Annotated in this window: 6 protein-coding genes; all 6 read left to right on the top strand. The window is 34.2% G+C overall.

The genetic code is table 11. The features are described 5' to 3' along the window. Nucleotides 1–676: 676 nt before the first annotated feature. Nucleotides 677–1,684 (top strand): type I glyceraldehyde-3-phosphate dehydrogenase, encoded by a 1,008-nt coding sequence (gene gap / locus CKF54_RS00660; protein ID WP_119524337.1) that lies wholly within the window; start codon nucleotides 677–679, stop codon nucleotides 1,682–1,684. Nucleotides 1,685–2,699: 1,015 nt separating this feature from the next. Then, a complete protein-coding gene (gene rpoD, locus CKF54_RS00655; protein WP_119524336.1) occupies nucleotides 2,700–4,622 on the top strand; it encodes an RNA polymerase sigma factor RpoD in 1,923 nt (640 codons plus the stop codon). A 188-nt stretch (nucleotides 4,623–4,810) separates the two neighbouring features. Beyond that, the gene (locus tag CKF54_RS00650) at nucleotides 4,811–10,729 is read left to right on the top strand and encodes a BRCT domain-containing protein (protein ID WP_119524334.1); all 5,919 of its coding nucleotides are present in this window, start codon (nucleotides 4,811–4,813) and stop codon (nucleotides 10,727–10,729) included. A 188-nt stretch (nucleotides 10,730–10,917) separates the two neighbouring features. Continuing rightward, the gene (locus CKF54_RS08095) at nucleotides 10,918–13,881 is read left to right on the top strand and encodes a PhoH family protein (RefSeq protein WP_222987459.1); all 2,964 of its coding nucleotides are present in this window, start codon (nucleotides 10,918–10,920) and stop codon (nucleotides 13,879–13,881) included. A gap of 8 nt (nucleotides 13,882–13,889) precedes the next feature. Next, complete coding sequence (gene ybeY / locus CKF54_RS00640; protein WP_119524332.1) at nucleotides 13,890–14,405, top strand: rRNA maturation RNase YbeY; 516 nt, start codon at nucleotides 13,890–13,892, stop codon at nucleotides 14,403–14,405. A gap of 377 nt (nucleotides 14,406–14,782) precedes the next feature. Continuing rightward, a partial coding sequence (locus CKF54_RS00635) for a hypothetical protein (protein WP_147396794.1) occupies nucleotides 14,783–15,024 on the top strand: 242 nt, incomplete at its 3' end.

The following is a 15,024-nucleotide window of genomic DNA, read 5'->3' as shown; positions in this document are numbered from 1 at the left end:
TTGCTAGTTAGCTCTATTTAGTTGACTAATACGCGAGGTTATTTTTGCATTTAGGTACCCAGCGAGAGGTTAGTTTTCTCCTTGATTTTTACAGGAAAATCTGTCTTTTTGTTGAGATTTAAAAATTGCTAAGAAAAAATTTAATTAAATTATTAAGTATTTTATTTCTCTTCTAGGTATAATATAGGCAAATCAAAAAAGGTAAGTAAAAGCAAAAAATAAAAATTAGGTTTTGCTAAAAATTCACAAGCATTTCACAAAATAGGGAAATGGTTTTAGCTTACCAATTGGGGATTACCAATTAGGAGCTTATCAAACTCTTACCAAACTAAAGGGCTTACCTTTAGAATAAATTGATTTCAGATTTTGCAATGGTAGACCCGTTGAGTAATTAAATATTTTTCTTAATTACTAAAGTTTTTTTTCAAGTAGACTTGAAAAAAGGCAGTCTAGGACTTACAAATCTGTAAGTTAGTTTGTCATTAAGTACTTTAGCTGTTACCGATTGGGTAACTTAGTTATACTTTAATTTAGCTAAGGTATACTAATGATGTACAAGCTAATGGCTTTATAAGCAAGCTTTAAGCTACACTAAAGATTGTTTGTAAAGTTTTAATTTTAATCACAACTTATAATTGTTTAAGCAACTATTGCTAAAAACAAGGAGTATCAATCAATGACAATTAAACTAGGTATTAACGGTTTTGGTCGTATCGGTCGTTTTGTTTTCCGTGCTGCTGTTGAGCGTCCTGAAGATTTCGAAGTTGTAGGTATCAATGACTTAGTTGATGCTGAATACATGGCTTACATGTTAAAATATGACTCAACTCACGGTCGTTTCAAAGGTACTGTAGAAGTTAAAGATGGTAACTTAGTTGTTAATGGTAAAACAATCCGCGTAACAGCTGAGCGTGATCCTGCTAACTTAAAATGGGATGAAATTGGTGTTGACATCGCTATCGAAGGTACAGGTATCTTCTTAACTGATGAAACAGCTCGTAAACACATCCAAGCTGGTGCGAAAAAAGTTGTTTTAACTGGTCCATCTAAAGATGCTACTCCAATGTTCGTGATGGGCGTTAACCACAAAGAATACGCTGGTCAAGACATCGTTTCTAACGCTTCATGTACAACTAACTGTTTAGCGCCATTAGCTAAAGTTTTACACGAAAACTTTGGTATCGTTTCTGGTTTAATGACTACAGTTCACGCTACAACAGCTACTCAAAAAACTGTTGACGGTCCTTCAATGAAAGACTGGAGAGGTGGTCGTGGTGCTTCTCAAAACATCATCCCTTCATCAACAGGTGCAGCTAAAGCTGTAGGTAAAGTTATCCCTGCATTAAACGGTAAATTAACAGGTATGGCTTTCCGTGTTCCTACACCTAACGTTTCTGTAGTTGACTTAACTGTTAACTTAGAAAAATCAACTTCATACGAAGAAATCTGTAAAGTAGTTAAAGCAGCTTCTGAAGGTGAATTAAAAGGCGTTTTAGGTTACACTGAAGATGAAGTTGTATCAACTGATTTCTTAGGTGATAAACAAACTTCAATTTTCGATGCTAAAGCTGGTATCGCATTAACTGACAAATTCTTCAAATTAGTTTCTTGGTACGATAACGAAATTGGTTACTCTAACAAAGTGTTAGATTTAGCTAAACACGTTTACGGTTACGGTAAATAATTAATTTTATTGCAAAATAATTAATTAAAATTACTTTATTTTTAGAGAAACTATATTCGAATTGTCATAAGGCTCCCATTAGGGAGCCTTTTGCTTTATTTGCTAAACTTTAAATTTGGCAAATAAACGCTATAACTATAGTGAAGATTTCAAGGTTTTATTTAAGCTAAGAAGCTAATCTAGGATAAAGCTTTTTACTTTGTCATTAAAGTAAAAAGGAAAGTAGAAGATGACAAGAAAAGCAAAATAAAGCAAAGTAAACTAAAATTAACGTCTAAAAATAAATTAGTTAAGTTTTGGATTTTTTGCTATAATTAATTTCTTGATAGAAGCTTTATAGCTTTAAAAAATAGAAAATTAGGTTAAGATAGAAAAGAAAAATCTATTTTTTCTATAAATATTTCTTTTTGCAGTATTTTGATGCTTCCTTGTGAGATTGCTACTAAGGTAGAATAAACAGAGGTAAGTCTTACAGAATATAGTTTAAAAAAGTTAGGTTTAGCTTGGATAAACCCAAAAATCAAGCAGTAAAGTACCGACTGATTCTTTATAGAGTTCGTGCTTGTCAGGTATTAGCTCATGTTTTTAAGATGGTCTTATGTAGATTAGGCAGTCTTCTTTAGTTCTAATACAGAATTATACTTATAAGGCAAAGTTATTATTTGTAAATAAAAAATTATTACCTTACCCCTAGTATAATAACCTTAAAATCTCTAAGGTAATTCCTTCTTGCTTAAGGTCATTTAAGCTTTTTTTAATTAGCAATTAAGAGCAATGAAAATTGCGGTTAATGCAAATTGCAATTAAAGCAATCCATTTAGATTGCAGTTAAAGGCAATTAATTAAATTAAAAGCGATTAAAGGCAATAGTTAATTTTATGGGTAAGTAGAAATAAAGTATTTTTAACAACAAAAGCAAAACACAAAGTAGCCTGAATTTATCGAACTCCTTTCCGGTAAAGATTTAAAAAGAATTAAATTGTAAAGTTAGCTTTACATCAGGATTGATAACTTAATGAAAAACTATAATAATCATAATGAACCTCACTTCGACTCATACGACCCTGAAGATGAGTTAGAAGATGAAGTTACTGAAGATCTAGACTTTGATAAATTTGAGGAAGATGAGATAGAAACCATTGAAGATTTAGTAGAACTTGCTAAAGAAAATGGTTATATTTCAGTGGCAAAATTACAAGAAGACTTTCCAGATTATAGCGAAGCTCAACTTGAAAAATTAACAAAGTATCTAGAAGATACTTACTCAATTCGTATTGTTAATGACGACTTCTTAGAAGTTGACGTAATGCAAATTGAGAATGATACTAGTGAAACTCGTACAACGACAACTTCTACTTCTTCAGGTTCTCGTTCTTCTGACCCTGTTCGTATCTATATGAAAGAAATGGGGGCAATTGATCTATTAAGCCGTGAGGGTGAGGTAGAGATTGCAAAACGTATTGAAGAATCAATGACTGATATTCAGTCAGCGATTGCCGAATACCCAGAGATTTTAGATGTTCTCTTTAAAGAGTACGAAGCAATCTTATCGTCAAACCGTAAATTATCGGATATCTTAAACGGTTTTGATGATGACAGCGATGGTTTCTTTGATCTTGATGGCGTTTATGATGACTTCATGATGAACGACAATGAAGACAAAGCGATCGATGCAAAAATTGCTAATGAACGTATTAACTCTTTACAAGAGAAACAACAAGAAGTATTAACGCTTTTACGTAGTTCAGGTACATTTAATCGTAAAAAACAATTAACAGCAACAGCTTTAGAAGCAGTTGAACAGTTAAGAAATCTGTTCTTAACTTTCAAATTAACTCCTAATATGTTTGAGTTAATGTTAGATTATGTACGTAGCATCTTCGAAGAAGTTAAAGTTAATGATGCACAAATTGTTAAATACTTAGTTGAATTACCTCGTGCTAAAGTAGCAACGCGTCAACTAGTAATGAAACAATTAGCTGCTAAAAACTTTAGCTGGTTTGAAGCGTTATTTACAACTGACAGCTTACCGTTCCAGAAAAAAGATCAAGACTGGACACGTCGTATTAAGAACTATAAAGAAGTAGTTCTTGAAACTGTAGAAAGATACAACGAAGTAGAACAAAAATATCAATTAGATATTGAGTCAATTCGTGATCTTTACAACCGTATTCAAAGTTCATACGAAAAAGCACGTCGTGCAAAAATTGAAATGGTAGAGGCGAACTTACGTCTTGTTATTTCAATTGCGAAAAAATACACTAACCGCGGTTTACATTTATTAGATCTTATCCAAGAGGGTAACATTGGTCTAATGAAAGCTGTAGACAAGTTTGAATATAAACGTGGTTACAAATTCTCGACTTATGCTACTTGGTGGATTCGTCAAGCAATTACTCGTGCGATTGCTGACCAAGCAAGAACTATCCGTATCCCAGTGCACATGATTGAAACTATTAACAAGTTAAATCGTGTAAACCGTGAACTAGTACAAAAACTTGGTCGTGAGCCGAGCATTGACGAGCTTGCGAAAGAAATGAACTTAAGTGAAGATAAAGTTCGTAAAGTATTAAAAATCTCTAAAGAGCCAATCTCAATGGAAAACCCAGTAGGTGATGATGAAGATACATCATTAGGGGATTTTATTGAAGATACTTCAGTAGCAAATCCGTTAGAGATTGCTTTACAACAAAATCTTCGTGAAGCAGTTGATCAACTTTTATTAACTCTAAACGAGCGTGAAAGAACAGTTATTCAAATGCGTTTAGGGATTGGTATGCCACGTGAGTATACTTTAGAAGAAGTTGGTAAGCAGTTCAACGTAACTCGTGAACGTATTCGTCAAATCGAAGCGAAAGCTCTGAAAAAATTACGTAATACGTCAAAAAATGATAATTTACAAGCACTAATGGAAGACTTTGAGAACTCAATTAGTTAATTTGAGACTCAAAAAAGTTAATCTTTGTAGGCTTAAAAGAATAGAGGACTTTGGTTTTTGCCTAAGTCCTCTATTTCGTTTAACTTAACTTTGAATAAATTAAGTTAGAGCTAAATTTATAATCTGATATAGATAACATTCCCCAAAGATCTGTATTAGGTAAATAAACCTTTGGCGAGGAGAATAAAGTGACACAGACTTTTAAAGGATATCAAGGACAAGACCTTGAGCAAGAAGATCTGTTAAAGCGTCTAAATTATTTACGTACTCTAATTCAAGACCTGAAAAAAAGTTACTATCAAGATTCAATCAGTAAAGTAAGTGATTATGAGTATGATCAACTTTATAAAGAATTAGAGTTCTATGAAAGTGCTTACCAAGAATTTTATCTTGAACACTTTAAGAATTTTATAGCAAAAGACCAAGTTGGTTCTGACTTACGTTTAGAGGCTACTAAAGATTTAGAGTTGGTAGAAACTGATGAAGAGCAAGAACAAGCTGAAGAAGTTTCTGAAGATTCTGATGAATTATATTTTGAAGTAGTTCAAAGTAAAACGCAATTTGAACCTTGGCAAGTTGTAAAGAAATACACTAATGTTAGTGACCAAGAAATTGAAGATATAGCAGCACAGTATCAAGCGAAAATTATTGAGCACGAAGCGCCAATGCTGTCTTTAAGCAATGCTTACTCGGAAGAGGAATTTAATGACTTCTACTCTGCAGTTTCTAAGTCATTAGATATCAAGAAAAATGGTAGTATTACTTTTTGTGCTGAACCAAAATTTGACGGGATTGCCTGCTCTTTAATTTTCCGTAACGGTAAATTAGTGAGTGGAGCTACGCGAGGTGATGGTAGTCGTGGTTACGATATTAGTGCCCATGTAAAACGTGTGGCAAACATTCCGCAAGAAATTCCAGAGCTAGTTGAGCAATATCAACAAACAGGTCAAGATAATGTGCTTGAAGTACGTGGTGAGCTCATTATGCTTCAGCAAGATTTCGACTACTTAAACAGTCTGTACGAACGTTATAAACGTAAGCTGTTAGTAAACTTACGTAATGCTGCTGGTGCTTTTGTTTCACGTGAAACTTATCGACGTGTAGTACGTAAGTACCGCAATAAAGATAAGCAAGCTTGCCAAGACCTGTATATTATCGATAACTTACCACGTCAAATGCCATTACGCTTTATGGCTTACTCGGTAAATCAGCATGATAATATTAGTGCGCCAGAGTTAGAAGCAAATTCTCATTATGAGAATTTAATGTTTGCACGTCGTCTAGGGTTTACCGTTTCAGAGCTAGTTCAACTTGTACATAATCAAGAAGAAGTTGAAGCTTTTTACAAAAATATCGAACAACTAAGACCTAGTTTAGACTTTGATATTGATGGTACTGTAATAAAGGTAAACGACTCTGCGCAACAAGAGCAAGTTGGTTGGATTGCTAACTCACCAAAATGGGCAATTGCCTATAAGTTCTTACCTAGTGAAGCAAAAACTAAATTACTTGATGTCGTAACTAGTGTTGGGCGTACAGGTATTGTAACTCCTGTGGCAAAAGTAGAGCCTTGCTTTGTTGGTGGGGTGACAATTAGTAGTCTTAGCCTTTACAATTATGCGCAACTTAAACGTATGGATTTACACCAAAACGATAATGTAATTATTTATCGTGGTGGTGAAGTAATTCCAGTTGTTAAGCAAGCAGTTGTTGAAGACCGTGAGCCAGAAGCTTTACCTGTAAACGTTTTACCTACTTGTCCAGAGTGTGGTAGTTTCCTTAAACAAGATAACCGTTTACAACAAACGAATATTCAAAATGCGCAAGATTTGCTAATTGCAGATGAGCGTAAACTTGTATCTTTAGGGCTTAAAGAAGCCATAGATGTCCCTCTTACAAATTCAGAAAGGTTACAAAGTAAGCTAGAAGAGTATGCTTCTAAAGAGTACCCAGATTTATTCACTGCTCCAAAAGAAGAATATAAACTAAATCTTGCTGAAACTGAAAAGTTTGAACTCTTAAAAGAACTATTTGTTTTCCAAGCTTTATACCAAAAAGCTACGGATCCTCTAAAAAAACAAGAGTACAAAAAAGGGTTTAACCGTTTATATCGTGAAAAATCACGTCGTAAAGATGCTAACTTAAACTTCCAACGCTATAAAGTTCACCAAAATGGAAGCCTATACTGTAGTAATCCAATCCATGCCTGCCAAGGTCAGTTAGGTGGACAAGTTGAATTCTTTTTCTCTAAAGGTGGAATTGACTTAAAAGGTATAGGTCCAAATATTATTTCAGACTTTTTAACCTTAGGTGTATTAGATAGTTACGCGGATATTTATAAGATACGCCAAGAGAACTTTTTACCACAAGTTTCTGATTTAGCGAAATCTTTAGTAATTCATGAGCCTGCTTACACTTTAGCTTATAAGTTACGTGAAGATTATATTAAAGCTTTAGAGAGTAAGTTTAATCAAAAAATTGCAAACTTACCGACAGAGGTATCTTCTAATTACACTAACTACCGTCAAGCTGTTTACACCTTTATTGAATCTAGTAAAGAGTTAAAAACTATATTTACTAGCCAAGACTATACTCATTTAGTGCAAACGCAAGCGCGTATTTTTGAGCAAGGAGTTGAGGATAAGCAAGTTGATAATGTAAGTAATGATAAAAACAACTATAAGCAAGGATTTAAAGACTTATTACTTGAAAATAGTTATGGTAATTACCTTGAAACTTATACTCATTACTTAAATGCTTTAGCTCATCACAATGCCAAATCTAACACAGCTCGAGCTTACTTTGCTTATTTAGAGAAGTTAGTAGAAAGAGGTGGTGAGTTCTATCTAGAGCAATTACGAGCAAACTTTGCTGCTGGGAAAAAATTTAGCTCTACTGTAGTATTTGAACGTGATTTTAATCTTCCAGAGTTTGTAGGAGGGAATGTAAACCCTAAACTAACATACTTTGATGACAAATTCTTGAAAGTAGCTAAAAAGTTTGAGATTTACGATCTTGGACAGCAACTGTGTGTAGCTTTATTTTCTCTGTATCATGAATTATTTTCAGCTAAGGCTTTTCCTTTAAGTGAAAATCTAATTGCAGGTTTTGAAATCTTCAGCAATTGGTTAGGTCATAACAAGGTTGAGAAATTAAAGGATCTTCTTAAAGCTCATTTAGCAGAATCTAATAATTCAGAATTAAATTGTAAAGATTTTGAAAGTTATATCCGTAATCAACAGTCTACCTTAGTCTTCAAAAACTTAGGACACAAATGGGTTGAAGATTTTTATGAGCGTGAAAAAGAGTTTAAACGTGATCAACGTGATTACATCTTAACTTATCTATCACGTTTTACTTCTCCACAAGTAAATCTTGAAGAAAGATTGAAGTTAGATATAAATGAGATCTATCAACAAGATTATGTTCAAAGTTTTAGCGAGGCTGTGCAAAAGGATGCTTTTGAGCTAGCTAAAGGTAAGCATTTAGAAAAGAATTTTGTCTACTCTTACTTAGATAAAGTAGCAGAATTATCTGGCAAACAGGACAATGTTTTAGAAGATGAGTCATCAAATACTTTAGAGACAGACTCTTCAAATGTATTAGAAGCGACTTCTTCTAATGTACCAGAGGTAGATTCTTCAAATGTACCTGAAGGTGATTCTTCAGATAGTTTAGAAGCTGATTCTCCAAATGTTGTAGACGAGAAAATTGTCCTCTTAGCTAGAAGCTCATCAAAAGATTCAACTAAAGAGAGCTTTGTAAAAGAGAAAGCAACGAAGAAGAAATCTAGTAAAAGTAAAGTTGCTACGGTTGAGCAAACAAGTGATTTATTTTCAGCATTAATATTTGATGAAAATGAGGTAGAAGCTCAAGAAGCTCAAGAAGCTCAAGAAGCTCAAGAAGCTCAAGAAGCTCAAGAAGCTCAAGAAGTTCAAGAAGTTCAAGAAGTTCAAGAAGTTCAAGAAGTTCAAGAAGTTCAAGAAGTTCAAGAAGTTCACGCTTCAATGCAACAGAAACTTGTAGAACAAGATGAGGATAAAACATTAGATTCTTCAAATAATGCTTCTCTTTCTGCAGAAGAAGATGTTGATTTAGATGTAGAGCCTTCTGTTTCTAAACAATATTCTTTTGATATTCTGAAAGAGATTCCTGAGGGAATTAAAGAGTTTACCCAAAGAGAATACTTTAATGAGCAGATTAAAGAATATCTAGAAAGTAGTGAACTATTTAGTACTTCACGCAATCATCCTATTTACAAGTTCTTAGCAGATTGTGCTCAATTTTTAGCTCCAGTAATAAACTTAAGCCAAGAGCAAATTTCTTACTTAGTAGACCTAGCACAAGTTGATAAATATACACTTACTTTAGATGGTTTAAAAGAATTTGTAAATGTAGGTTTACACTCTTTAAGTTTTAATGAGCTATATGCACGTGTTGAGTTAGTAAAACGATTTAGAGATTCTCTAACTTTAGTTTATGAAAAATATGTAAGCGACTTAAAATCTACTTTCAACGTAGGTATCTTATCTTTAGATCCATTACTTGATCAAAACTCTGATGCTGAGTTAGATGTTTTAATTCAAGAGCATGAAAATAAAGTAAGAAAAGTTGACACTAATTTAGATTTATTCTTAGATTCTAAAGAGATTAACTTCACTAAACTAGGTTATAGCACGCGTAGTTTAATCTTGGCTCATATCTGTGACTTCTTGGTACTAGCTGAGCAAGCTCCAGAATATGCGATGATTTTTGCTTCACGTATTCGTAAATACTTTACGTTGCTTAAACAAGATAACCAAACACGAGCTTACCAATTTAAAGCTTTAATAACTCCTTATAAACAAAAACTTAAAGTTCAAGTTGATGATAGTAAGAAAAACTCTTACAATTGGAAAATGGTTACTAAGACTTTTGCCGACAAAGAAATTTTTGGTGGTAAAGTTTATGACCAGATTAAAGCTGGTTTGAATGATAAGATGTCGTTAAAATTAATAGATTTTTATCGTTCAATTGGTATTGTAGGTGTAGGGGATACTGTTTCGGTTGAATTGGCTAGTCCGGCATTATTACCAACACTAGATACAATTGTTAACTTTGATCGATCTAAACTTGCGCAGGCTTTAAACTATGCGTATATGATACGTTGGGTACAAGGGAAAGCTGAACAGTTACAAACTGCTGCTTTATCTCCAGAAGTAGAGAAAAGTAAACAACCAGTAGCTATTCAGTTCCCAGCATTATATAAGTCGAGTAAGAAGAAAGGACCTGCTCCAAGGATTGATATAAAGATAACAGAAACAAATCAAATCCTACTAAGGCTGTTTGAAATGATAAGCTTGCAACAGGAGGAGGGCACAGAACAGGAATCAAGTGCTCAGCAAGATTCTAGTTCACAACAAGCTAATATTTCGCAACAGGAATCTGGTTCACAACAAGAGACTTATGTTAAGCAAGAAGCCTCCAGTATTGAACAAGATGGTAGTGCGCAGCAAGAGGTAAATGCAGAAGAAAATTCTGCAGATGAGTTAGATTCAGATGAAACTAAAGATAATCCTACTTCTAAAAAAGTGTATAGTTACTACTGTTTTGATTTAATTTCACAAAAAAATGAGGAATCTAATATTACTACAGCAGTCACAACTATAACTCCAAAAGATTTTAAGGAGGATCCAGCTACAGAATATATTCTTGATATTCAAGAAGCATTAGGTTCTTTAAACTTCAATCTAATAGGTGCTGTTACTTATCAAAATATTGTTAATTACTTTGAAGATGAAAGAAATCAGACTGCAATTAAGCAGTTAATTGATTTTGGAGTAAATTTTAAAGATAATAAACCATCTTTTGAAAATATCTTCCTTAATAAGAAAGTATGTATTACTGGAAGTTTAAAAGAGCTAGATCGTAATGCGTTTAACAACTTCATTAAAGAATCTGGCGGTAAATTCTCAGCAACCGTAACAAAAGATCTCGATATTTTAGTAATTGCAGGTACTAAAGAAACCTCAAAACCTTCTTCGAAATCAAAAACAGCAGAGAAGTTAGGTAAAACTATAATGTATGAGCCAGAGTTTATGGAAATCTATAATGCTAGCTTAGCCTAGTCGAGAATGATATCGACTAAGTAGTCTAGGGCAAAGCTAATATCAGATTTTAAAATAAGCTCAAAGCTTTACTAATAAAAATAAGTATTTGAAGAGATAGGTCGTGAGACTTATCTCTTCTTTTTTTTTTAATGTTTTATATAATATATTGAGAAAAACCACATTTAAATTTATATTAAGGATACACTTTGACAGTAAAAGCAAGCTTTTTTTTAGAACCGGAAAAAATTGATAACCTCCAAGCTCTTGTTGGTGTAGAGAATGAAAATCTTTACGCTATCGAAGATGAAGTTGGTGTAGAAATAGGTGGGAATAATTTTAGAATTGAGTTACTTGGTGATACAGAAAAACAAGTTAACTTAGCTAAGAACATTATTCTTGATCTTTATCAACAAACTTTTAACGGCAAAAAAGTTCACGACATTACCCCTAAAGAGGTTTATTTAACCATTCACGAATGGAAAGCACGTCAAAGTCTTGAAGATGAAAAAGCTGTAAAAGCTTTCGAAGAGGCTCAACGCCAATATCAAGAACAACGCAAACAAGAGCAAGAGTTTGAAGCTGAACAGTTTGAACTCTTAGCGCAATTACAACAAAAACTAGTTGAGCAACAGTTACGTGAGCAAGCAGCTCAAGAACAGCAATTACGCGAACAAGCTGCTAAAGAGCAACAGGCTTTACAAGCTCATGCACAACAAGCTCCACAAGCTAAAGCACAACAAGTAAAACTACCTCCAGCTGTTTTAGAAGCAATTGCTAAAGCAAAAGCTCAATTAGCTGACAAAGATAACCAAGAGCAAACTTCACAAACTCTTACTCCAAAACGTAATTATTGGGAATATGAAGATGATGAAGTAGTGCCACTTCAAGGTAAGTATAAAGAAGATTTCTTCGGTGACTTTGATAATCTTTTCTCTCCTCAAGCAGAAAAAGTTATTCCAGCTGCGCAAGATTTATCGGACGTAGACTTATTCTCTATGCCAACTTTTGATCCAAGTAAAGTGGATTTATTTGCTGATGCACAAGCAAATGTTTATCAACCAAAAGCAGATGAACCTGCAAGCTATACAGACGCTAATAGCTACCAAAGTGCGCAAGTAAATCAAGAAGGTGCAACTACTCGTGCGCAAGCTTTAGAGTTACTAGAAGAGTTTAATCAAACCCACAGCTTACGTCAACGTGCAATTGATCAAGCTATTGCCTTAGCTGAACAAGAAGAAATTGAAGAGTTCAACCAAGAAGCTGAAGATTTACAGCTTGAACAAATGGCAGCTAAAGAGAAGTTAGATCCAAAACAACTCAAACAATTGCTAATTAATCAAGCTGCAAGAAAAGCAGCTAAAGAGCACGCTGCTGATGTTGGCTTAACTGACATTGCTTCTCAGGTTAATCAAGTGTTTAGCCAAGGGTCGCTAGAGCAAATTTATTCTTTATTTGCAGATGTAGAACCTTTAACTGATGAAGATACGCAGTTAGATCTTTTATTAAAATCTTCTAGATTTGCACAAAAAACTTTAAGTGCTGGAGACTTATACTATCTGTTTACAACGGACTTTAAAGTACCAGAATGGTATTTAGAGCAGTTTGACTCTACTGAAGAAGAGCAAGAGAAGTTTGCTAGCGAAATTGCAAACCTACTTGAATACTTTGATGATCGTGGTCTTGAGTTAACACAAAAAGCGATTGAGTTTATGGCTTATTCTAAGTTCCGTTACTTAATGGCAATCGAGCAATTAGATTGGTCTGATGGTTTACCTGATACTTACTTAGATATTGCCTACTCTGGTGACTTATCTCAAAATGATGAACAAGCTGTTGAGTTCAGTATTTTCATGCAACAGTATGAACGTGTACTTAAACACTTGTTTGTGGTAGAAGATGAGTTAGCAAGCCTTGATCGCGAAGTTGCTCAAGAACTTAGACAAGAGAAACCAGCTAATAAAGTTGATACTCAATATGCAGATCCTGTAGATCAAGTAAAAGAAAACTCTTTTAAAGCACCAACGCAAGCAAACGCAAATGTTTATAATGAAGAGCAATTACTTGAGCGAGTAAGTCAATTACAAGCAGAGAGTGAGTTTACCAATACTTTAAATGGCAAAGTGTTCTCTGTAGAAGAGATTGCTAAGTTACGTCAAGCTGAAGAGCAAGGGCAATTAGGTAAAGTAAACTTTGCTAATTCTGTGCATAGCGTTCCAGTTGGTAACCAAGCACAAGCTACTAGCCAAGTACAAGTTGGAAACCAAGTACAAGCAACACAGACTTTTGCAAATCAAAGTGTTGCTAATGCTGGTGCGCAAGAGGTAAAAGCAACTGCACAAGTAGCTGGTGATGCATCTGTATTCTCTCCAACTCCTTCAGTAATGGTAGCGAATACCGTAAGTCGTAACCAACGTCTCCAAGAGCAAGAGCGTTTACGTCACAACGGTAGCTTTATGCAGATTAATCCAAAAATCCGTTGTAAGTCTGTAAACCAACATCTATTTGCTCAAGGGATTTTAGCTAACGACATTACTTTTGGTGTTGGTCCTGCAGGTTCTGGTAAAACTTTAGTTGCGGTAGCAATGGCGTTAAAGCTTCTAGCTGAGCATAAAGTAGAGCGTTTAGTTTTAACTCGTCCAGCAGTTGAAGCAGGTGAGAACTTAGGTTTCTTACCAGGTACTTTACAAGAGAAGTTAGATCCATACTTACGTCCATTATTTGACGCAATTATTGATATTCTCGGTCCTATGCAAGCCGAAAAACTTTTAACTTCTAAAGTTGTAGAAATTGCTCCTCTAGCATTCATGCGTGGACGTACTTTAAGTAATGCCTTTGTTATTCTTGATGAAGCGCAAAATACATCTGTAGCGCAAATGAAGATGATGGTTACTCGTTTAGGTCTTGGTTCTAAAATGGTAATTACTGGTGATAAAACGCAAAGTGACTTACCAAGAAACCAAGCCTCAGGCTTAGATCATGCAATGCGTGTACTTGATAATGTACCAAATGTTCGTTTCTATAGTATGGACAAAGGTGATGTTGTGCGTCACTCAACGGTATCAGCAATTATTGATGCTTATGATGAGTATGAAATGCTCCACCCTGAAGTACCAAGAGAAAGAGGCAGAAAAGAAAATCCTCTACAAACGATATTAACTGAAGTTAAATAGGACATAGCATGGCATTAGAAATAGCAGTAAACGATCTTTATTCTGCAGAGGCAAGTGCAAAGTTTTTACCAACAGAAGAAGATTTAGCTTTATGGTTTAAAGAAATCGCTTCTCGTCTTGAGGGGGATTTCCATGTGGCAGTAACTTTTGTTACTCCTGAATATATTGCGGAATTAAATCATCAATACCGTGGTAAAAACTATCCAACAAATGTTCTGAGTTTTGAGTTCATGGCAGATGAACATGAAACCGAAGCTTTAGGTTTTACAGAATTAGGGGATATGATTATTTGTCCTCCTGTGCTTGAGCGTGAAGCGGTTGAGCAAGAAAAACCTTTAGAGCACCACTGGGCGCATATTTGTATTCATGGGATGTTACATCTTTTAGGTTACGACCATATTGAACCTGAAGAAGCGGAGGAAATGGAAGGGAAAGAAAAAGAGTTCCTAGCACAGTTAGGTATTCCTGATCCATATCGTGATGAACAAGAACATCTTGATGAATTACGTCAATCTTTAGAGTAATACGTCAAACTTTAGAGTAATACATTAAACTTTAGAGTAAAGAGAAGAACCTCCCTAACGGGAGGTTTTTCTCTTTAATGTTTTTTGAGTATCTAACCTCTTCCAGTTTGAGATGAACTTCACAATCTGAGAGTAAATTTAACTTAGTTTCTTATTTGTTGGCTATAATAAAATTATTGACCTCATAGTTTTCTATTTCGCTTGCAATAAATAGGGATTCCCGAAATTCTTAAAAATCTATAAAGAGGGGTTAAAATCTTTTTGCATAAAAAACAATAAAAAATCAAGATTAAAAAGTTAAACTATGTTATAATAGTGCAGGGCAGACTGCCCTGCACTTATCCTTTAGACTTTTGCAATAATTCTTGACCAAAATTATGAATAAAACTTACTCTTTACCATTAGAAAAAATCGTTATTAAAGCTACTAGATCTTCAAATATTCAAAACGTTTTATTTAGAGGATACCAGTATAAAATCGATGGAAAACCAAAATATTCACAATTTTTAATTGGTAAACTAGTAATTGAAGAAGATGGTAAAGAAAGTTTTATTCCAAATGCTAATTACTTTGAAATTTATGACAAAAATAATGCTCCTTATCCTGTAGATAGAGATAT

Origin of the sequence: Psittacicella hinzii (genome assembly GCF_003585885.1) — a bacterium.
Lineage (GTDB): Bacteria > Pseudomonadota > Gammaproteobacteria > Enterobacterales > Psittacicellaceae > Psittacicella.
The sequence above is the reverse complement of the archived record's forward strand: the minus strand, read 5'-3'. Positions and strand labels throughout refer to the sequence as shown.

Excerpts from the sequence above, each read along its gene's own strand:
- rpoD (WP_119524336.1), top strand. The coding sequence starts at position 2,700 with ATGAAAAACTATAATAATCATAATGAACCTCACTTCGACTCATACGAC.
- gap (WP_119524337.1), top strand. The coding sequence starts at position 677 with ATGACAATTAAACTAGGTATTAACGGTTTTGGTCGTATCGGTCGTTTT.
- ybeY (WP_119524332.1), top strand. The coding sequence starts at position 13,890 with ATGGCATTAGAAATAGCAGTAAACGATCTTTATTCTGCAGAGGCAAGT.